Origin of the sequence: Pseudoalteromonas ruthenica, assembly GCF_008808095.1 — a bacterium.
Taxonomy (GTDB): domain Bacteria; phylum Pseudomonadota; class Gammaproteobacteria; order Enterobacterales; family Alteromonadaceae; genus Pseudoalteromonas; species Pseudoalteromonas ruthenica.
Genome location: NZ_CP023396.1, coordinates 3,253,684 through 3,269,379, shown reverse-complemented (window position 1 = coordinate 3,269,379; position 15,696 = coordinate 3,253,684). Strand labels below are relative to the sequence as shown.

Here is a 15,696-nt window from a genome sequence, read left to right as displayed (position 1 = left end):
GCTCCCTGCGCAAAATTTACATAAGATATTGTTTTTATTTAATATAAATTTTAAAAATAGAAGTTAGGCAGACCATTAATTAGGGTTTGATCGTATTCAATTTTTAAGATCAATTAAGGTTATTAAGTGGATTTATGCACTTTTTAAACAGAGCCTGTGGAAAACTTCAATTAATCACCGATCTTTTTAGGATCGCTTGCCGATCTGAGCACAATTTTTTCGCTCCCCTACTCCTATAGCACTGTTATTTTCATTGACTTTGACCAAGACTATCTATAGAATTCCGCGCTCGCTAAGGCACCGCTTATTGTCCGGTGTAAATCACTTGGCTTTGTGCAGTGTCTGCGTCTGTGTGAGGATCGCGACCCACACAGTTAATTTAAACCTTAACCGATCGGATGGAATTGTTATGAAAAGAACTTTTCAACCTAGCGTACTTAAGCGCAAGCGTACTCACGGTTTCCGTGCTCGCATGGCGTCAGCAAATGGCCGTAAAGTGCTAGCACGTCGTCGTGCTAAAGGCCGCAAAGTACTTTCTGCTTAATTAGTGGAAGACTTTCGCTTTGGCAGGGAGTTACGACTGTTAACTCCCTCGCATTATTCCCGCATTTTTAACGAGCCCGCTCGGGCAGCAACCGCCCTATTCACATTACTAGCTAAACCAAACGACTTAGATAATCCTCGCATTGGTTTAACCGTAGCTAAAAAAAATGTGAAGCAAGCCAACCAACGTAACCGCATTAAGCGTATCGCCCGTGAGAGTTTTCGTCTCAATCAACATCAGTTAGATAACATTGATATTGTGCTTATGGTTAAGCGCGGTATTGACGAGCGTTCTAATGCCGAGATTCGTGCTGAACTTGATAAGTTATGGCGAAAAATCAATGAGCGCTGTAAACCAGGATACAAGCCACCACCCAGACATCATGGCAAAAAGCGTCCTAATGGGCAGCAAAAGCGCCAGCAATCATAGAATTTAGCGTCTTTTTCAGGTATCTTTAGCTCACCTTTTAATCGACACTCACTGAGTATTCACAATCACTCTGCTCAGTACTGAGGCTTACCTATGATCGCCCATATTTTGGCTATACCAAAACACAGCCTCATTATTGTAATTAGAGGTTATCAAAAGTGGATAAGTCCCCTACTTGGGCCCAGTTGTCGCTTTAATCCGAGCTGCTCTTCGTATGCTCTGCAAGCTATAAAAATGCACGGAGCAATAAAAGGCAGTTGGTTGGCAACGAAACGAATAGTAAAATGCCATCCTTTACATGCTGGTGGGGATGACCCCGTACCCAGCAAACGTAACCATCATTAATCTAAACGACGAGAAATAAGAGCTGTTATGGAATCGCAACGCACGTTTTTAATAATCGGCCTGTTGTTGGTGTCGTTTTTATTATTCCAAGAGTGGAATAATGACTACAACCAACCGCAGCAGCCTAGTGCCCAAACGCAACAAAAGACGCAAAGCCAGCAGGCCGGTCAGTCAGATGTACCGCAATCAGACGTTGATAATTCCCTTACTGCCACTGCTGTGGACCGTAAAATTATCGAAGTGACTACCGATGTATTTGCCGTAAAAATTGATACCTTGGGCGGTGACATCATCGAAACTAAGTTGCTTAAGCACGCTGAAACCCATGGCAGCGATACTCCTTACCTATTATTGGGGGAGTTTGATGGCAATCAGTACTTCTCACAAAGTGGCTTAATTGGTTTAAATGGTCCTGATGCGCAGGCCGAACGTCCAGTGTATGACTCTGAGAAGCTACAATATACTCTCAATGGCGATACCTTAACGGTGCCACTGACTTTCGTTGATGAACAAGGCGTTCGCTTTACTAAAACTTACACCTTTAAACAGGGTCAGTACGATGTAGCGATGGACTACAACGTAGAAAATACCACCGCAGCGCCACTGCAAGTGCAGTTGTTTGCACAAGTTAAGCGTACAGTGCAAGAAAAAGGCAGTTTAATTGATCAAAGCTACCTTGGTGGTGCTTACGGTACAGACGAGATAAATTATGAAAAATACTCGTTCTCTGATATTGAAGACAAACAATTAAATAAAACCACCCAAGGCGGCTATATCGCTTTTCTTCAGCACTACTTTGTCAGTGCCTGGGTACCAAACCAAGAGCAACAAAACACCGTCTATATGCGCCTTATCACGCCTTCAGTTGCGCAAATTGGTGTAAAATCAGAGCCAATTACAGTGGCAGCCAATAGCACCGCAGACATCAGCGCCACTTACTATATGGGCCCTAAAGACACTGATGCCCTTGAAGCCATTCACCCTAACCTTGATTTGGCTGTTGACTATGGCTGGCTGTGGTTTATTTCACAACCATTGCTCACCCTACTTAAGTTCCTTTACAGCTTCTTAGGTAACTGGGGTCTGGCTATTATCGCCATCACTATTGTCGTGAAGTCATTACTCTTCCCATTAACGAAAGCGCAGTACACCTCTATGGCGAAGATGCGTGCCCTGCAACCGAAAATGCAAGCACTGAAAGAGCGCTACGGTGATGACCGCCAGAAGTTCGGTCAGGCCATGATGGAAATGTACAAGAAGGAAAAAGTAAACCCGATGGGTGGCTGTTTCCCGCTGTTACTGCAAATGCCTATCTTCTTGGCGCTGTTCTATGTATTCCTAGAATCGCCAGAACTACGTCATGCTGAGTTCGGCCTATGGCTAACTGACCTGTCATCAAAAGACCCTTACTACGTACTGCCTATCTTGTTCGGTGCGAGTATGTTCTTGATGCAGAAACTACAGCCAATGACGGTTACCGACCCGATGCAACAAAAGATGATGACCTGGATGCCAGTAATCTTCTCGGTTTTCTTCTTATGGTTCCCATCAGGTCTGGTTCTATACTGGCTCGTGTCTAACCTTATCTCCATTGCGCAAATGCTGATTATTTATCGCGGTATGGAGAAAAAAGGCATGAAAGTACGCGGTTAATAACCCGCTATTGAAGCTAAAAAAAGCGGCCTAAGAGCCGCTTTTTTATTGTTTATAACAACATTAGGTTACAATACATCCATTCAGGCTTTATCGAGTAATTCTATGCTTTCACAAGATACAATCGTTGCTCAAGCCACCGCGCCAGGTCGTGGTGGTGTGGGTATTATTCGTGTTTCTGGCAGCCATGCAAAGCTGGTCGCAGAGCGCATTTTAGGACGCTGCCCACGTACCCGCTACGCCGAATACCTGCCTTTTAATGACCTGCAGCAACAACAATTAGACCAGGGCATAGCGCTGTTCTTTCAAGGCCCACATTCTTTCACCGGCGAAGACGTGCTAGAACTACAAGGCCATGGCGGCCCTGTGATTCTCGACATGTTGTTAAAAGAGATTAGCCAACTTGAGGGCGTACGCTTGGCCAAGCCCGGTGAATTCTCGGAGCGTGCTTTTCTCAATGATAAGCTTGATTTAACCCAAGCCGAAGCAATTGCCGATTTAATTAATGCAACCTCAGAACAAGCGGCTAAAAGTGCCCTGCACTCACTACAAGGCGAGTTTTCAAAACATATTGAAGAGCTGGTGGAGCAAGTTATTCACTTGCGCATGTATGTGGAAGCGGCCATTGACTTCCCTGATGAAGAAATCGATTTTCTTAGTGATGGTAAGGTTGGCAACGACTTGCAAGCCATTCTCGATAAGGTCGCGGCAGTTAGCAAACAAGCGAAGCAAGGCAGCATTATTCGTGATGGTATGCGCGTGGTCATTGCTGGTCGCCCTAATGCCGGTAAATCAAGCTTGCTTAACGCCCTTGCTGGGCGTGATGCCGCCATTGTCACCGATATCGCAGGCACCACTCGTGATGTATTAAAAGAGCATATCCATATCGATGGGATGCCTTTGCATATTATTGATACCGCAGGACTACGTGAAAGCCCAGATAAGGTCGAGCAAATAGGAATAGAACGCGCTTGGGAAGAAATCAACCAAGCCGATCGTGTGCTGTTTATGGTTGATGCCACGGAGACGGATGCCACCACTCCAGAGCAAATTTGGCCAGAGTTTACCGCTAAGCTGCCCGCCAATATGGGCATTACCGTGATCAGGAATAAGGTCGATCTCAGTGGCGAGCAACCGGGGTTTGACGACCACCCTACTCATCCGGTCATTCGCCTCAGCGCCAAACAAGCACAAGGCATTGACCATGTGCGAGAGCACCTTAAATCATGCATTGGCTTTGAGGGCACCCAAGAAGGCAGCTTTATGGCTCGCCGCCGTCATTTAGATGCATTAGAGCGAGCGCAGCAGCACTTGTATACCGGTCAAGAGCAACTTGAAGCCCATGTTGCCGGGGAGATCTTGGCAGAAGAGCTGCGTTTAACCCAGCAGTATTTAAGCGAGATCACCGGCGAATTCACCTCTGACGATCTGCTCGGCAAGATCTTCAGCTCCTTTTGTATCGGTAAATAGATTAATAAAGTCTAGCGAGCCCATCTTTGTGTGGGCTTTTTTCAGCTCCCTCTCTGTAACTCAACACTCCAAAACACGCTCATCATCAGCAAAACAAAGCTCGGCTCACCTAATAGTCAACAACTCAATCCAAAAATGACAGCTATCAGGGCAAAACGAACACATAAGTGAGCTCGTCACTCCCTAATTTATTGGCATAAAACAACGCTAAACTAGCGTTAAATAAGATCTCACCGATGCTAGGTGCCCACAGCAACAACAATAGTGATGATGCATATTTGCGACAAATATCGGCGCTATTTTGTGTGAATATTAGCTACCAGCGACTCGTTACTAAGCAATTTTTATAGCGATCAATTAAAAACTGACATGCCTATCTGCACCAAAAAACGTGATTAACAGTGAAAAGATCAGTCAGACATAGCTAGTTTGGGTAGCAGTCATTCATGCGTTTTAACATTAACAAAGCATTTGAGGCTGGAGACTTGGCACATTAAGGGCATCAGATCCAAAAATACGGGCACTCACAAAAGACATGAAGCCAATAAATAGAAAATTTATAGAAGTATTGGATCTATTAAATGGGTTTTATAGATCCAAAAATACGCCGAGATTATCTCCATTGATCATTATCCACAAGCAAAGCATACACACCCATGCAATTTTTCTTTATCAGTAGAAAATAGCGTGAAATTACCCAGTTATGATGAACGGGTATGGCTTTTTAACCTAAGCTTATCGACTTTTTATCAACAGTTTTAAAAATAAAAAACTCTATATTTATCATCACTATATATTCATTTCAAACAGCTATTGGTGTTCAGAATTACACACAGGGATTAAGATCAATTGAGCCTAACCACAGATCAGGTATCATGAGCGCAACAACATTTAGGCGTAGTAACAATGAGCCAGCTCGAAATTATTATTGGTAGTCAAATGGGCGGCACTGAATATGTGGCCGAACAGTTAAGTGACTTAATGGAAGATCAAGGCATAAGCTGTACTTTACATGAGCAACCTGATCTTAAGGATATGAAAATGGAGGCTGCGTGGTTGATTTGCACATCAACCCATGGCGCTGGCGACTATCCTGATAATTTGCAGCCTTTTGTTGAAGATCTCAATGGCCTCACTAATCTCGACAATATTCGCTTTGCGATCATTGGCATAGGAGATTCTAGTTACGATACCTATAACTATGCAGCCAAAAACATCGAGCAGTTGTTGCTATCAAAACAAGCTCAGCCACTCTTACCTCGCTTGGAGATAGATGTTCTTAGCGAAGATCTACCTGAAGATACGGCTGAACGGTGGTTACCAGAACTATTAAAACACTTGTAAGAAAACGATCTTACTAAAAAGTTATGCACATATTTATTGTTTTTTCGATCGGTATGTGGATAAAAGCTTGGTATCTTGCGATCTTAACCATGACTATACACTTGATAAGATCGAAGCGAATCTTGCCTGTGTATAAAAGGGCTTTTTGATCAGATGTTCTCCCCTACTAGATCCGATCATACTCACAATAACTTAGATCGCTTAATTTGTTGTTAATCATACGTTTTATAGGGTTATCAACAGAAAAGTAGGATCCTAATAGTAAGATCAATAAAAGATCTCTTTAAAAGATCCTTTTATATATAAGATCTCTTTACCTTGGGTGAACATTATTTAACCATTTCCCTTAAGCTAATTTCTAGGTAGAATACGCCTCCTCTTAATATTTCACTGGTTGTAGGAAGCATTAAATGATTTTTCATGAGCACTTTGATGTCATTGTCGTTGGCGGCGGTCACGCTGGTACAGAAGCCGCTTTGGCCTCTGCACGAATGGGCATGAATACGCTATTGCTAACGCATAATATGGACACCTTAGGGCAAATGTCATGCAACCCTGCAATCGGTGGGATCGGCAAAGGCCATTTGGTGAAAGAGATCGATGCTCTTGGCGGTGCCATGGCAAAAGCGATCGACAAAGGCGGGATCCAATTTCGAACATTAAACTCATCGAAGGGCCCTGCTGTACGTGCAACTCGTGCCCAAGCTGATAGAGCGTTGTACAAAGCGGAAATACAAGCGATTCTGCAGCGCCAAGAAAACTTAAAGATCTTCCAGCAATCCTGTGATGATCTGATTGTAGAGGGTGACAAAGTTACAGGTGTTGTTACCCAGATGGGATTGAAGTTCAGTGCGCCATCCGTGGTACTTACCGTAGGAACCTTTTTAGGTGGCCAAATCCATATTGGCTTAGAAAACTTTAAAGGTGGCCGCGCTGGGGATCCGCCTTCAATTGCGTTAGCACAGCGCTTGCGTGAATTACCTTTTCGCGTTGATCGTCTAAAAACAGGTACGCCTCCACGAATTGATGCTCGCACCGTCGACTTCAGCAAAATGCAAACACAACCTGGCGATACGCCCACACCTGTGTTTTCGTTTATGGGTAAGGTGGAAGATCATCCGCAGCAGATCCCTTGTTATATCACCTACACAAACGACAAAACGCACGAGATTATCAATGACAATCTGCACCGATCGCCTATGTATTCAGGCGTGATTGAGGGGATCGGTCCGCGTTACTGCCCATCGATTGAAGATAAAATAGTTCGTTTTGCCGATAAAGATAAGCACCAGATCTTTGTTGAACCAGAAGGGTTAACCTCTTATGAGCTATACCCAAATGGTATCTCCACGAGTTTGCCATTTGACGTGCAGATGCAAATAGTCAACAGCATCGCTGGATTTGAGCAAGCCCACATCTGTCGCCCTGGTTATGCCATTGAGTATGACTTTTTCGACCCTCGGGATCTTAAGCCGTCATTAGAAACGAAGTTTATTCAAGGGCTTTTCTTTGCTGGGCAAATAAACGGCACCACAGGCTATGAAGAAGCCGGAGCACAAGGGCTTATTGCAGGTATGAATGCCGCGTTGCAAGTACAAGGCAAAGAAGCTTGGACTCCACGCCGTGATGAAGCATACACAGGGGTATTAATTGATGACTTAGCCACGCTAGGTACCAAAGAGCCCTATCGCATGTTTACTTCACGTGCCGAATACCGATTACTACTTCGCGAAGATAATGCTGACTTGCGCCTTACCGAGAAAGGCCGAGAACTGGGTTTGGTCGATGACCAGCGTTGGGCTGCATTTAATGAAAAATTAGAAGTGATGGAACAAGAAACACAACGTATTCGTTCCACTTGGATCCATAAAGATCACCCAGCACAGGACGCAGTGAACGCGTTATTAAAATCACCGATGACCCGTGAAGCCAGTTTAGAAGAGTTGATCCGTCGCCCTGAGATCAATTATCGCGATCTTACCGCTATCGAAGGTTTAGCGAGTGAGTCAGACAACCAGCAAGCACTTGAACAGGTAGCGATTCAAACAAAGTATGCTGGTTACATTGCTCGCCAACAAGACGAGATCGCAAAGCAGTTGCGCCATGAGCAAACTATTTTGCCAACGGAGTTTGATTACAGCCAAGTATCTGGCTTATCAAATGAGGTTGTTGCCAAGCTGAGCGAAGCTCGCCCGGACACCATTGGCCAAGCATCGCGTATTTCTGGTATTACTCCAGCGGCGATTTCGCTATTATTGGTGTATCTGAAAAAGCAGGGCATGTTACGCAAATCAGCGTAACCACATAACACATCCATGTTAGAAAAAAAATTTACGCAGTTATTGGCCGCAGCCAATATCTCTCTAAGCGAGCAACAAATTAATCAGTTGCTCGCCTATGTTGCTTTATTAAACAAGTGGAACAAAGCATACAATTTAACGTCTGTTCGCGACCCTAATGAGATGCTGGTAAAGCATATTATGGATAGTTTGGTGGTAGCTGAACATTTAGAGGGTAAACATTACATTGATGTTGGCACCGGCCCAGGTTTACCGGGTATGGTGTTAGCCATTGCCCTACCCGACACCGAATTTGTACTACTGGATAGCCTTGGCAAGCGTGTGACTTTTCTTAAGCAAGTAAAACATGAGCTTGGCCTAAAAAATGTAACCGCCGTACAGAGTCGAGTTGAAGATTATCAGCCAAGTGTTAAATTAGATGGAGTGCTTTCTCGTGCCTTTGCCTCTATTGATGATATGTTGCATTGGTGCGCGCATTTAATTGATCAAGATGGACGTTTTATAGCTTTGAAAGGCCAATATCCTGAGCAGGAACTTGCCAACCTCCCTGCTGGATTTTCGTTTACCCAGGACATTGAGTTATCAGTTCCAGAGCTTCAGGGCGAACGTCATCTTATAATTCTAAAAAAAGCTTAATTGGCAGAGGATCACCGTGGCTAAAGTCATTGCAATTGCAAACCAAAAAGGAGGCGTGGGTAAAACCACCACAGCCGTGAATTTGGCGGCCTCTATGGCTGCGACCAAGCGTAAAGTTTTACTTATCGATCTCGATCCTCAAGGCAATGCGACCATGGGTAGCGGCGTTGATAAGTACGATGATGTCGCCACTATTTATGACTTACTCATTGAAGAGCAACCTTTTGATGACGTTGTCATCCAGCAAACCTCGGGTGAGTATCATTTAATTGCTGCCAATGGCGATGTGACTGCCGCTGAAGTTAAGCTTATGGAATTATTCGCACGCGAAGTGCGCCTGCGCAACGCGTTGGAGAAAATTCTGGAGCAATATGATTATATCTTCATCGATTGCCCACCTTCACTGAATATGCTGACCGTTAATGCCATGGCCGCCGCTGATTCGGTACTCGTGCCTATGCAGTGTGAGTACTATGCCCTTGAGGGAATTACAGCGCTGATGGGAACCATCGAGCAATTGGCGCAGTTAGTGAACCCTAAATTACAGATTGAAGGCATCTTGCGAACCATGTACGATCCGCGCAACCGCCTTGCCAATGATGTTTCTGAGCAATTGAAACAGCACTTTGGCGATAAGGTCTACCGAACCGTTATTCCGCGCAATGTTCGTCTCGCAGAAGCCCCTAGCTTTGGTGCGCCGGCCATGTATTATGACCGAGCCTCTGCAGGCGCCAAAGCCTACCTTGCCTTGGCCGGTGAAATACTGCGCAGAAAAGAAAAACAAACACCTGCAGTCGCCTAAACGTAGAGGTAAGCCAACCAATGTCTGCTAAAAAACGTGGATTAGGACGGGGTCTAGACGCCCTACTGACGTCATCTAAGCCAGCTCCTGGCCCAGCGCCAAGCGCAGATGCACCTGTTGAAGAACACTCACAAGCGCAAGCGAATGCGCAAAGTGGTGAGTTGCAAAAGTTAGCGATCGAATTTTTACGTCCTGGAAAGTATCAGCCGCGAAAAGATATGTCGGAGGAAGCGTTAGAAGAACTTGCTTCCTCCATTCGTGCACAAGGTATTATTCAGCCCATCGTCGTGCGCCAAGTTGCACCTGACAGCTATGAAATCATCGCCGGTGAACGCCGTTGGCGCGCCGCTCAGTTAGCTAAACTTGATGTGGTGCCTTGCCTTATCAAGGCAGTTCCGGATGAAGCAGCAGTTGCTATTGCGTTGATTGAAAACATTCAACGTGAAGATTTAAATGCTATGGAAGAAGCCATCGCTTTAGGTCGACTGATTGATGAATTTGAGTTAACGCACCAGCAAGTGGCTGATGCCGTTGGCAAATCGCGCACCACTGTCACTAACTTATTACGACTCAATAACCTTAACGATGATGTTAAAATCATGTTAGAGCATGGCGATATTGAAATGGGTCATGCTCGGTGTTTATTAGCGTTAAGTGGTGAGTTGCAGTCTGAAGCGGCACGCACTGCCGTAGCTAAAGCGCTAACCGTGCGTGAAACCGAAAAACTCGTGCGTTCTATTCTGGAGCCCGTAGAAAAGCCGCAGAAGAAAGAAAAAGATCCAGATGTCATACAGTTAGAGCAAAAGCTCGAAGATAATCTCGGCGCTAAGGTAGAAATTAACTACAACCAAAAAGGTAAAGGTAAGTTGGTGATTTCTTATACAAATCTCGAAGAGTTAGACGGAATTCTTCACCGTATTGACCCACAGTTTAAAGATTAGTCGCTAAGGCGCTCTCACCCCCGTTTCGCGGGGGTGAAATTCCCCCAAATCGCACTGACTCAAGTTGCAAATCAGCCAAAAACAAGTATAATTTCGCCAGTTTTCACACCCTAATAAAATTTAACGTTATTAAGGTTAATAAAAAGTGACGCAAAGGTTAGCAGGCCCGTATCGCCGCGCCGCATTTAAGGGCGTTCTTTTTCAGGGTGTCGTAGCAACAATCGCTGCAGTAATAGTTTTAGTAGGTTGGGGAGTAGAAGCCGGTCTCTCAGCATGGCTTGGAGGCTTGACTGTTGTACTCCCTAATTTTGTATTTGCCGCTTATGCATTTAGATATATGGGCGCAAGCAAATCAGAACAAGTCCTAAGCTCGTTGAAACGAGGAAAGGCGTTAAAGTTTTTGCTCACTGTGTGTATGTTCGTACTGGCTTTTAAACATTTTTTATTGCTTCCAGTACCCTTTTTTAGCGCTTATGTGCTGATATTTGCCACACAGTGGATAGCACCGATTTTTTTTAATCATTAACTTTTGGGATAAAACATGGCTGCAGAAGAAGTGACTCTATCGAGCCATATTCAGCACCACTTGACCAATGCAAAGATGTGCTCAACCGATGCCGGTATTGAGTTCAACAAAGCATGTGTGGACAGTGGCTTCTGGACATGGCATGTAGATACCCTCGCATGGTCAATCGGATTAGGTCTTATATTCTTATGGATCTTCCGTGGCGCCGCTAAAAAAGCACACACAGGTGTACCTGGTAAGTTTCAATGTTTCATTGAGATGATTGTTGAGTTTGTTGGTGACAACGTACGCGACACTTACCACGGTAAAAGTAAGTTAATTGCCCCCCTTGCCTTAACGATTTTCGTTTGGGTATTCCTAATGAACCTTATGGATTTGATCCCGGTTGATTTCCTTCCTGCATTTGCAGGCTGGGTGGGCGAAACAGCATTTGGTATGGACTCTCATGACGTATACATGAAAATCGTACCAACCACAGACTTGAACATGACTGCAGGTCTTGCCATTGGCGTATTCTTGCTAATGATTGGTTACTCAATTCGCATTAAAGGCATCGGTGGTTTCCTTGCTGAGTTAACGCTGCACCCGTTTAGCACTAAGAACAAACTAGCAATGGTGTTCTTAATTCCATGTAACTTGCTGTTAGAGCTAATTTCATTGATTGCTAAGCCGTTTTCATTGGCACTGCGTTTATTCGGTAACCTGTATGCAGGTGAGATGATCTTCATCCTTATCGGCGCTGTGGGTTTAATGCAGTTACCACTGCACTTTGTATGGGCGGTATTCCACATCTTGGTTATCGTACTACAGGCATTCGTATTTATGATGCTGACCATTGTTTATCTAAGCATGGCTAGCTCAGACAACCACTAATAAACTGATTTATTAACTTTTATTTTTTAATTTACTTTAAAAACTTTGGAGAAAAAAATGGAACTAGTATTAGGTCTTAAGTATATCGCTGTTGCTCTACTTATCGGCTTCGGTGCAATCGGTACTGCAGTTGGTTTCGGTAACATGGGTGGTAAATTCCTAGAAGCGTGTGCGCGTCAGCCTGAGCTTGCACCTTCACTACAGGTTAAAATGTTCATCCTTGCTGGTCTTATCGATGCCGTAGCTATGATCGGTGTTGGTATCTCTATGTACATGTTGTTCGCACTTTAATTCACTAGTAGCTCTTAGAACAACTGTCAATAAGGAGGAGCGGTCGTGAATATTAACGCCACTCTTATCGGTGAATTAATCGCATTTACGGTGTTCGTGCTGTTCTGTATGAAGTACGTATGGCCACCGCTAAATAGTGCGATTGAAGCTCGCCAAAAGAAAATTGAAGATGGTTTAGCTGCTTCTGATAAAGCTGAGAAAGACTTGGAACTGGCTCGTCAAAAAGCCACGGAACAGTTAAAAGAAGCGAAAGCTCAAGCTGCTGAAATCATCGAGCAAGCTAAAAAGCGTGCCTCGCTTATTGTTGACGAAGAGACAACTCGTGGTCAGCAAGAGCGTGAAAACATCATAGCTCAAGGTCACTCTGAGATTGAAGCAGAGCGTAACCGCGTGAAAGAAGATTTACGTAAGCAAGTTGCTACTCTAGCAGTAGTCGGTGCTGAGCGTATTCTTGAGCGCGAGATCGACCAAGCCGCACACAGCGACATCGTTGAAAAACTTGTCGCAGAGCTGTAACTAGGAGGGTATGAGCATGTCTGAATTGACTACCATCGCTCGCCCATACGCTAAAGCGGCTTTTGAGCTTGCCGTTGAGAAAAACGCGGTTGCCCAATGGCATGAAATGCTGCACTTCGCTGGCCAAGTGGCCAGCGATGAGCAGGTTAATGCAGTCATTGGCAGCCTGCCGTCTGTGTCTGACCAAGCCGATGTAATCATCAAGGTTTGTGCTGACCAACTCAACGAACAGGGTCAAAATCTTATCAAGCTAATGGCCGAAAATGAACGTTTAGCCGCCCTGCCTGACGTTGCCGAACTATTTGCCGAGTTTAAGGCTGAGTTCGACAAAGAAATCGAAGTCACAGTGATTTCTGCAACGGAGCTTGCTGCAGCGCAGCAAGAGAAACTAGGCGCGGCACTTGAACAACGTTTCGCACGCAAAGTTAAGCTGAATTGTAGTGTTGATGCCTCCGTCGTTGGCGGGTTGGTAATTCGTGCCGGTGACACCGTAATCGACGGGTCTATACGCGGCCAAGTTGACCGCTTAGCGGCCACACTACAATCGTAATTGGGAAAAAGAGCATGCAACTTAATTCCACAGAAATTTCTGCGCTGATCAAGCAACGCATTGAGCAGTTTGAAGTTGTAAGTGAAGCACGTAACGAAGGTACTATCGTATCTGTTACTGACGGTATCATCCGCATCCACGGTCTAGCTGACTGTATGCAAGGTGAGATGATCGAGCTTCCTGGCAACCGTTATGCTATCGCATTGAACCTTGAGCGTGACTCAGTAGGTGCAGTAGTAATGGGTCCTTACGCTGACCTTAAAGAAGGCGTAAAAGTTAAATCAACAGGTCGTATTCTTGAAGTACCAGTCGGTAATGGTCTTCTAGGTCGTGTAGTAAACACCCTAGGTCAGCCTATCGATGGTAAAGGTGCACTGGACAGCGAAGGTTTCGAGCCAATCGAAAAAATCGCCCCAGGTGTAATCGACCGTCAATCAGTAGATGAGCCAGTTCAAACTGGTTATAAGTCTATCGATGCCATGATTCCAGTTGGTCGCGGCCAACGTGAATTGGTTATCGGTGACCGTCAAACTGGTAAAACTGCATTAGCAATCGACGCTATCATCAACCAAAAAGACACAGGCATTAAGTGTGTGTATGTAGCGGTTGGTCAAAAAGCATCGACTATTGCTAACGTAGTACGTAAATTAGAAGAGCACGGTGCCCTAGAAAACACGATTGTTGTTGTTGCATCGGCTTCTGAATCTGTAGCCCTACAGTACCTAGCACCGTTTGCTGGTTGTACTATGGGTGAATTCTTCCGTGACCGTGGTGAAGACGCGCTTATCGTATACGATGACCTGTCTAAGCAAGCGGTAGCGTATCGTCAGATTTCACTTCTACTTAAGCGTCCACCGGGCCGTGAAGCATACCCAGGTGACGTTTTCTACCTTCACTCACGTCTTCTAGAGCGTGCAGCACGTGTAAATGCTGACTACGTTGAGAAGTTCACCAATGGTGAAGTGAAAGGTCAAACAGGTTCATTGACGGCATTGCCAATCATTGAAACTCAAGGTGGTGACGTTTCTGCCTTCGTACCAACCAACGTGATTTCAATCACCGATGGTCAGATCTTCTTGGAAACTGACTTGTTTAACTCAGGTATTCGTCCTGCTGTTAACGCCGGTATTTCTGTATCGCGTGTAGGTGGTGCTGCGCAAACTAAGATCGTTAAGAAACTAGGTGGTGGTATCCGTCTAGCGCTTGCTCAGTATCGTGAACTTGCGGCGTTCTCGCAGTTCGCTTCTGACCTTGACGAAGCAACACGTGCTCAACTTGAGCATGGTGAGCGCGTAACCGAGCTAATGAAGCAGAAACAGTACACGCCAATGTCTGTTGCGGAAATGTCTCTATCACTTTTCGCTGCTGAAAAAGGCTTCCTTGCTGACATCGAAGTAAGCAAAATCATGGACTTCGAAGCAAGCCTAATCGGCTTCGCTAAAAGCGAGTACGCAGAGCTAATGGCGCAAATCAATGAAACTGGTAACTACAACGCCGAGATTGAAGCACAGTTGAAAGAACTTCTTGAGAAGTTCAAGTCAACGCAAACTTGGTAATTTAGTTATCTAAGGTGAGTGCATTGCGCTCACCGAGATTCGGAGAGAGAGTCATGGCCAGCGGAAAAGAGATTAAAAGCAAGATCGGGAGTATTAAAAATACTCAGAAGATCACCAGCGCAATGGAAATGGTTGCCGCTTCAAAAATGAAGCGCGCACAGGAGCGTGTTGCTTCTAGCCGTCCATACGCTGAGAACTTACGCAAAGTGATCGGTCGTATTGCTCAAGCGAATCTTGACTTTAGTCACGCTTATTTAGAAGAGCGTGATGTAAAGCGAGTTGGTTATATTGTTATCTCTACAGACCGTGGTCTGTGTGGCGGCTTGAACACTAATGAGTTCAAGAAAGTCTCACAAGACGTAAAGGCTTGGAAAGAAAAGGGCGTTGACGCTACTTACGCAACCCTAGGCAGCAAAGCTGCTGGGTTCTTCCAAAGCTTTGGTGGTCAGCTTGCCGCGAAAAAGGCAGGCCTTGGAGATGCCCCTTCAGTTCAGGACGTAATTGGTCCTGTGAAAGTGATGCTCGATGAGTTCGCTGAAGGCAAAATTGACCGTTTGTTCGTGGTATATAACCATTTCGTTAATACCATGAAGCAAGAGCCAGTAATCGATCAGTTATTACCTTTGCCAAAAGCTGAAGAAGAAGTATCAGCCCACGCTTGGGACTACTTATACGAGCCAACACCAGAGGCCATTTTGGAAACTCTGTTGGTGCGTTTCATTGAGTCACAAGTTTATCAAGGTGTGGTTGAGAATGCTGCCTCTGAGCAGGCCGCCCGTATGGTTGCAATGAAAGCTGCAACTGATAATGCCGGCGACCTGATGGATCAGTTGCAATTGCAGTACAACAAAGCGCGTCAAGCAGCAATCACACAAGAGATCAGTGAGATTGTGAGCGGTTCGGCAGCGGTTTAACGCTTC

17 protein-coding genes are annotated in these 15,696 nt (G+C 45.1%); all 17 read left to right on the top strand.

The window, feature by feature from the left end:
• Nucleotides 1-409: 409 nt before the first annotated feature.
• The 17 genes from rpmH to atpG all read left to right on the top strand — a co-directional run bounded on the left by rpmH (nt 410) and on the right by atpG (nt 15,690).
• On the top strand, nt 410-544 hold the full coding sequence (gene rpmH / locus PRUTH_RS15380) for a 50S ribosomal protein L34 (RefSeq protein ID WP_045980711.1): 135 nt from the start codon (nt 410-412) through the stop codon (nt 542-544).
• Between the two features lie 3 nt (nt 545-547).
• On the top strand, nt 548-973 hold the full coding sequence (rnpA, locus tag PRUTH_RS15375) for a ribonuclease P protein component (RefSeq protein ID WP_151173674.1): 426 nt from the start codon (nt 548-550) through the stop codon (nt 971-973).
• Between the two features lie 93 nt (nt 974-1,066).
• The gene (gene yidD, locus PRUTH_RS15370; RefSeq protein WP_082079318.1) at nt 1,067-1,318 is read left to right on the top strand and encodes a membrane protein insertion efficiency factor YidD; all 252 of its coding nucleotides are present in this window, start codon (nt 1,067-1,069) and stop codon (nt 1,316-1,318) included.
• 27 nt (nt 1,319-1,345) lie between these two features.
• Nucleotides 1,346-2,971, top strand: a complete 1,626-nt coding sequence (gene yidC, locus PRUTH_RS15365) for a membrane protein insertase YidC (RefSeq protein WP_022944875.1) — start codon at nt 1,346-1,348, stop codon at nt 2,969-2,971.
• 105 nt (nt 2,972-3,076) lie between these two features.
• On the top strand, nt 3,077-4,441 hold the full coding sequence (mnmE, locus tag PRUTH_RS15360; RefSeq protein ID WP_022944876.1) for a tRNA uridine-5-carboxymethylaminomethyl(34) synthesis GTPase MnmE: 1,365 nt from the start codon (nt 3,077-3,079) through the stop codon (nt 4,439-4,441).
• 906 nt (nt 4,442-5,347) lie between these two features.
• Entirely contained in the window at nt 5,348-5,785 is a 438-nt protein-coding gene (gene mioC / locus PRUTH_RS15355; RefSeq protein WP_151173673.1) for an FMN-binding protein MioC, read from the top strand.
• Nucleotides 5,786-6,195: 410 nt separating this feature from the next.
• On the top strand, nt 6,196-8,085 hold the full coding sequence (gene mnmG, locus PRUTH_RS15350) for a tRNA uridine-5-carboxymethylaminomethyl(34) synthesis enzyme MnmG (RefSeq protein ID WP_151173672.1): 1,890 nt from the start codon (nt 6,196-6,198) through the stop codon (nt 8,083-8,085).
• Between the two features lie 15 nt (nt 8,086-8,100).
• Nucleotides 8,101-8,721, top strand: coding sequence for a 16S rRNA (guanine(527)-N(7))-methyltransferase RsmG (rsmG, locus tag PRUTH_RS15345; RefSeq protein ID WP_130146647.1), 621 nt, complete (start codon nt 8,101-8,103; stop codon nt 8,719-8,721).
• 16 nt (nt 8,722-8,737) lie between these two features.
• Nucleotides 8,738-9,523, top strand: a complete 786-nt coding sequence (locus PRUTH_RS15340) for a ParA family protein (protein WP_022944881.1) — start codon at nt 8,738-8,740, stop codon at nt 9,521-9,523.
• A 20-nt stretch (nt 9,524-9,543) separates the two neighbouring features.
• Nucleotides 9,544-10,464, top strand: coding sequence for a ParB/RepB/Spo0J family partition protein (locus PRUTH_RS15335; RefSeq protein WP_045979461.1), 921 nt, complete (start codon nt 9,544-9,546; stop codon nt 10,462-10,464).
• 145 nt (nt 10,465-10,609) lie between these two features.
• Nucleotides 10,610-10,990, top strand: a complete 381-nt coding sequence (locus PRUTH_RS15330; RefSeq protein WP_045979460.1) for an ATP synthase subunit I — start codon at nt 10,610-10,612, stop codon at nt 10,988-10,990.
• Nucleotides 10,991-11,005: 15 nt separating this feature from the next.
• Nucleotides 11,006-11,863 carry a F0F1 ATP synthase subunit A gene (gene atpB, locus PRUTH_RS15325; protein WP_151173671.1) on the top strand — a complete coding sequence of 286 codons (858 nt, stop codon included), beginning with the start codon at nt 11,006-11,008 and terminating at the stop codon, nt 11,861-11,863.
• Nucleotides 11,864-11,920: 57 nt separating this feature from the next.
• Nucleotides 11,921-12,154, top strand: coding sequence for a F0F1 ATP synthase subunit C (atpE, locus tag PRUTH_RS15320; protein WP_022944885.1), 234 nt, complete (start codon nt 11,921-11,923; stop codon nt 12,152-12,154).
• A gap of 45 nt (nt 12,155-12,199) precedes the next feature.
• On the top strand, nt 12,200-12,670 hold the full coding sequence (atpF, locus tag PRUTH_RS15315) for a F0F1 ATP synthase subunit B (protein WP_022944886.1): 471 nt from the start codon (nt 12,200-12,202) through the stop codon (nt 12,668-12,670).
• A gap of 16 nt (nt 12,671-12,686) precedes the next feature.
• A complete protein-coding gene (gene atpH, locus PRUTH_RS15310) occupies nt 12,687-13,220 on the top strand; it encodes a F0F1 ATP synthase subunit delta (protein ID WP_022944887.1) in 534 nt (177 codons plus the stop codon).
• A gap of 14 nt (nt 13,221-13,234) precedes the next feature.
• Complete coding sequence (gene atpA, locus PRUTH_RS15305) at nt 13,235-14,776, top strand: F0F1 ATP synthase subunit alpha (protein ID WP_151173670.1); 1,542 nt, start codon at nt 13,235-13,237, stop codon at nt 14,774-14,776.
• A gap of 53 nt (nt 14,777-14,829) precedes the next feature.
• Complete coding sequence (gene atpG / locus PRUTH_RS15300; RefSeq protein ID WP_022944889.1) at nt 14,830-15,690, top strand: F0F1 ATP synthase subunit gamma; 861 nt, start codon at nt 14,830-14,832, stop codon at nt 15,688-15,690.
• Nucleotides 15,691-15,696 lie beyond the last annotated feature (6 nt).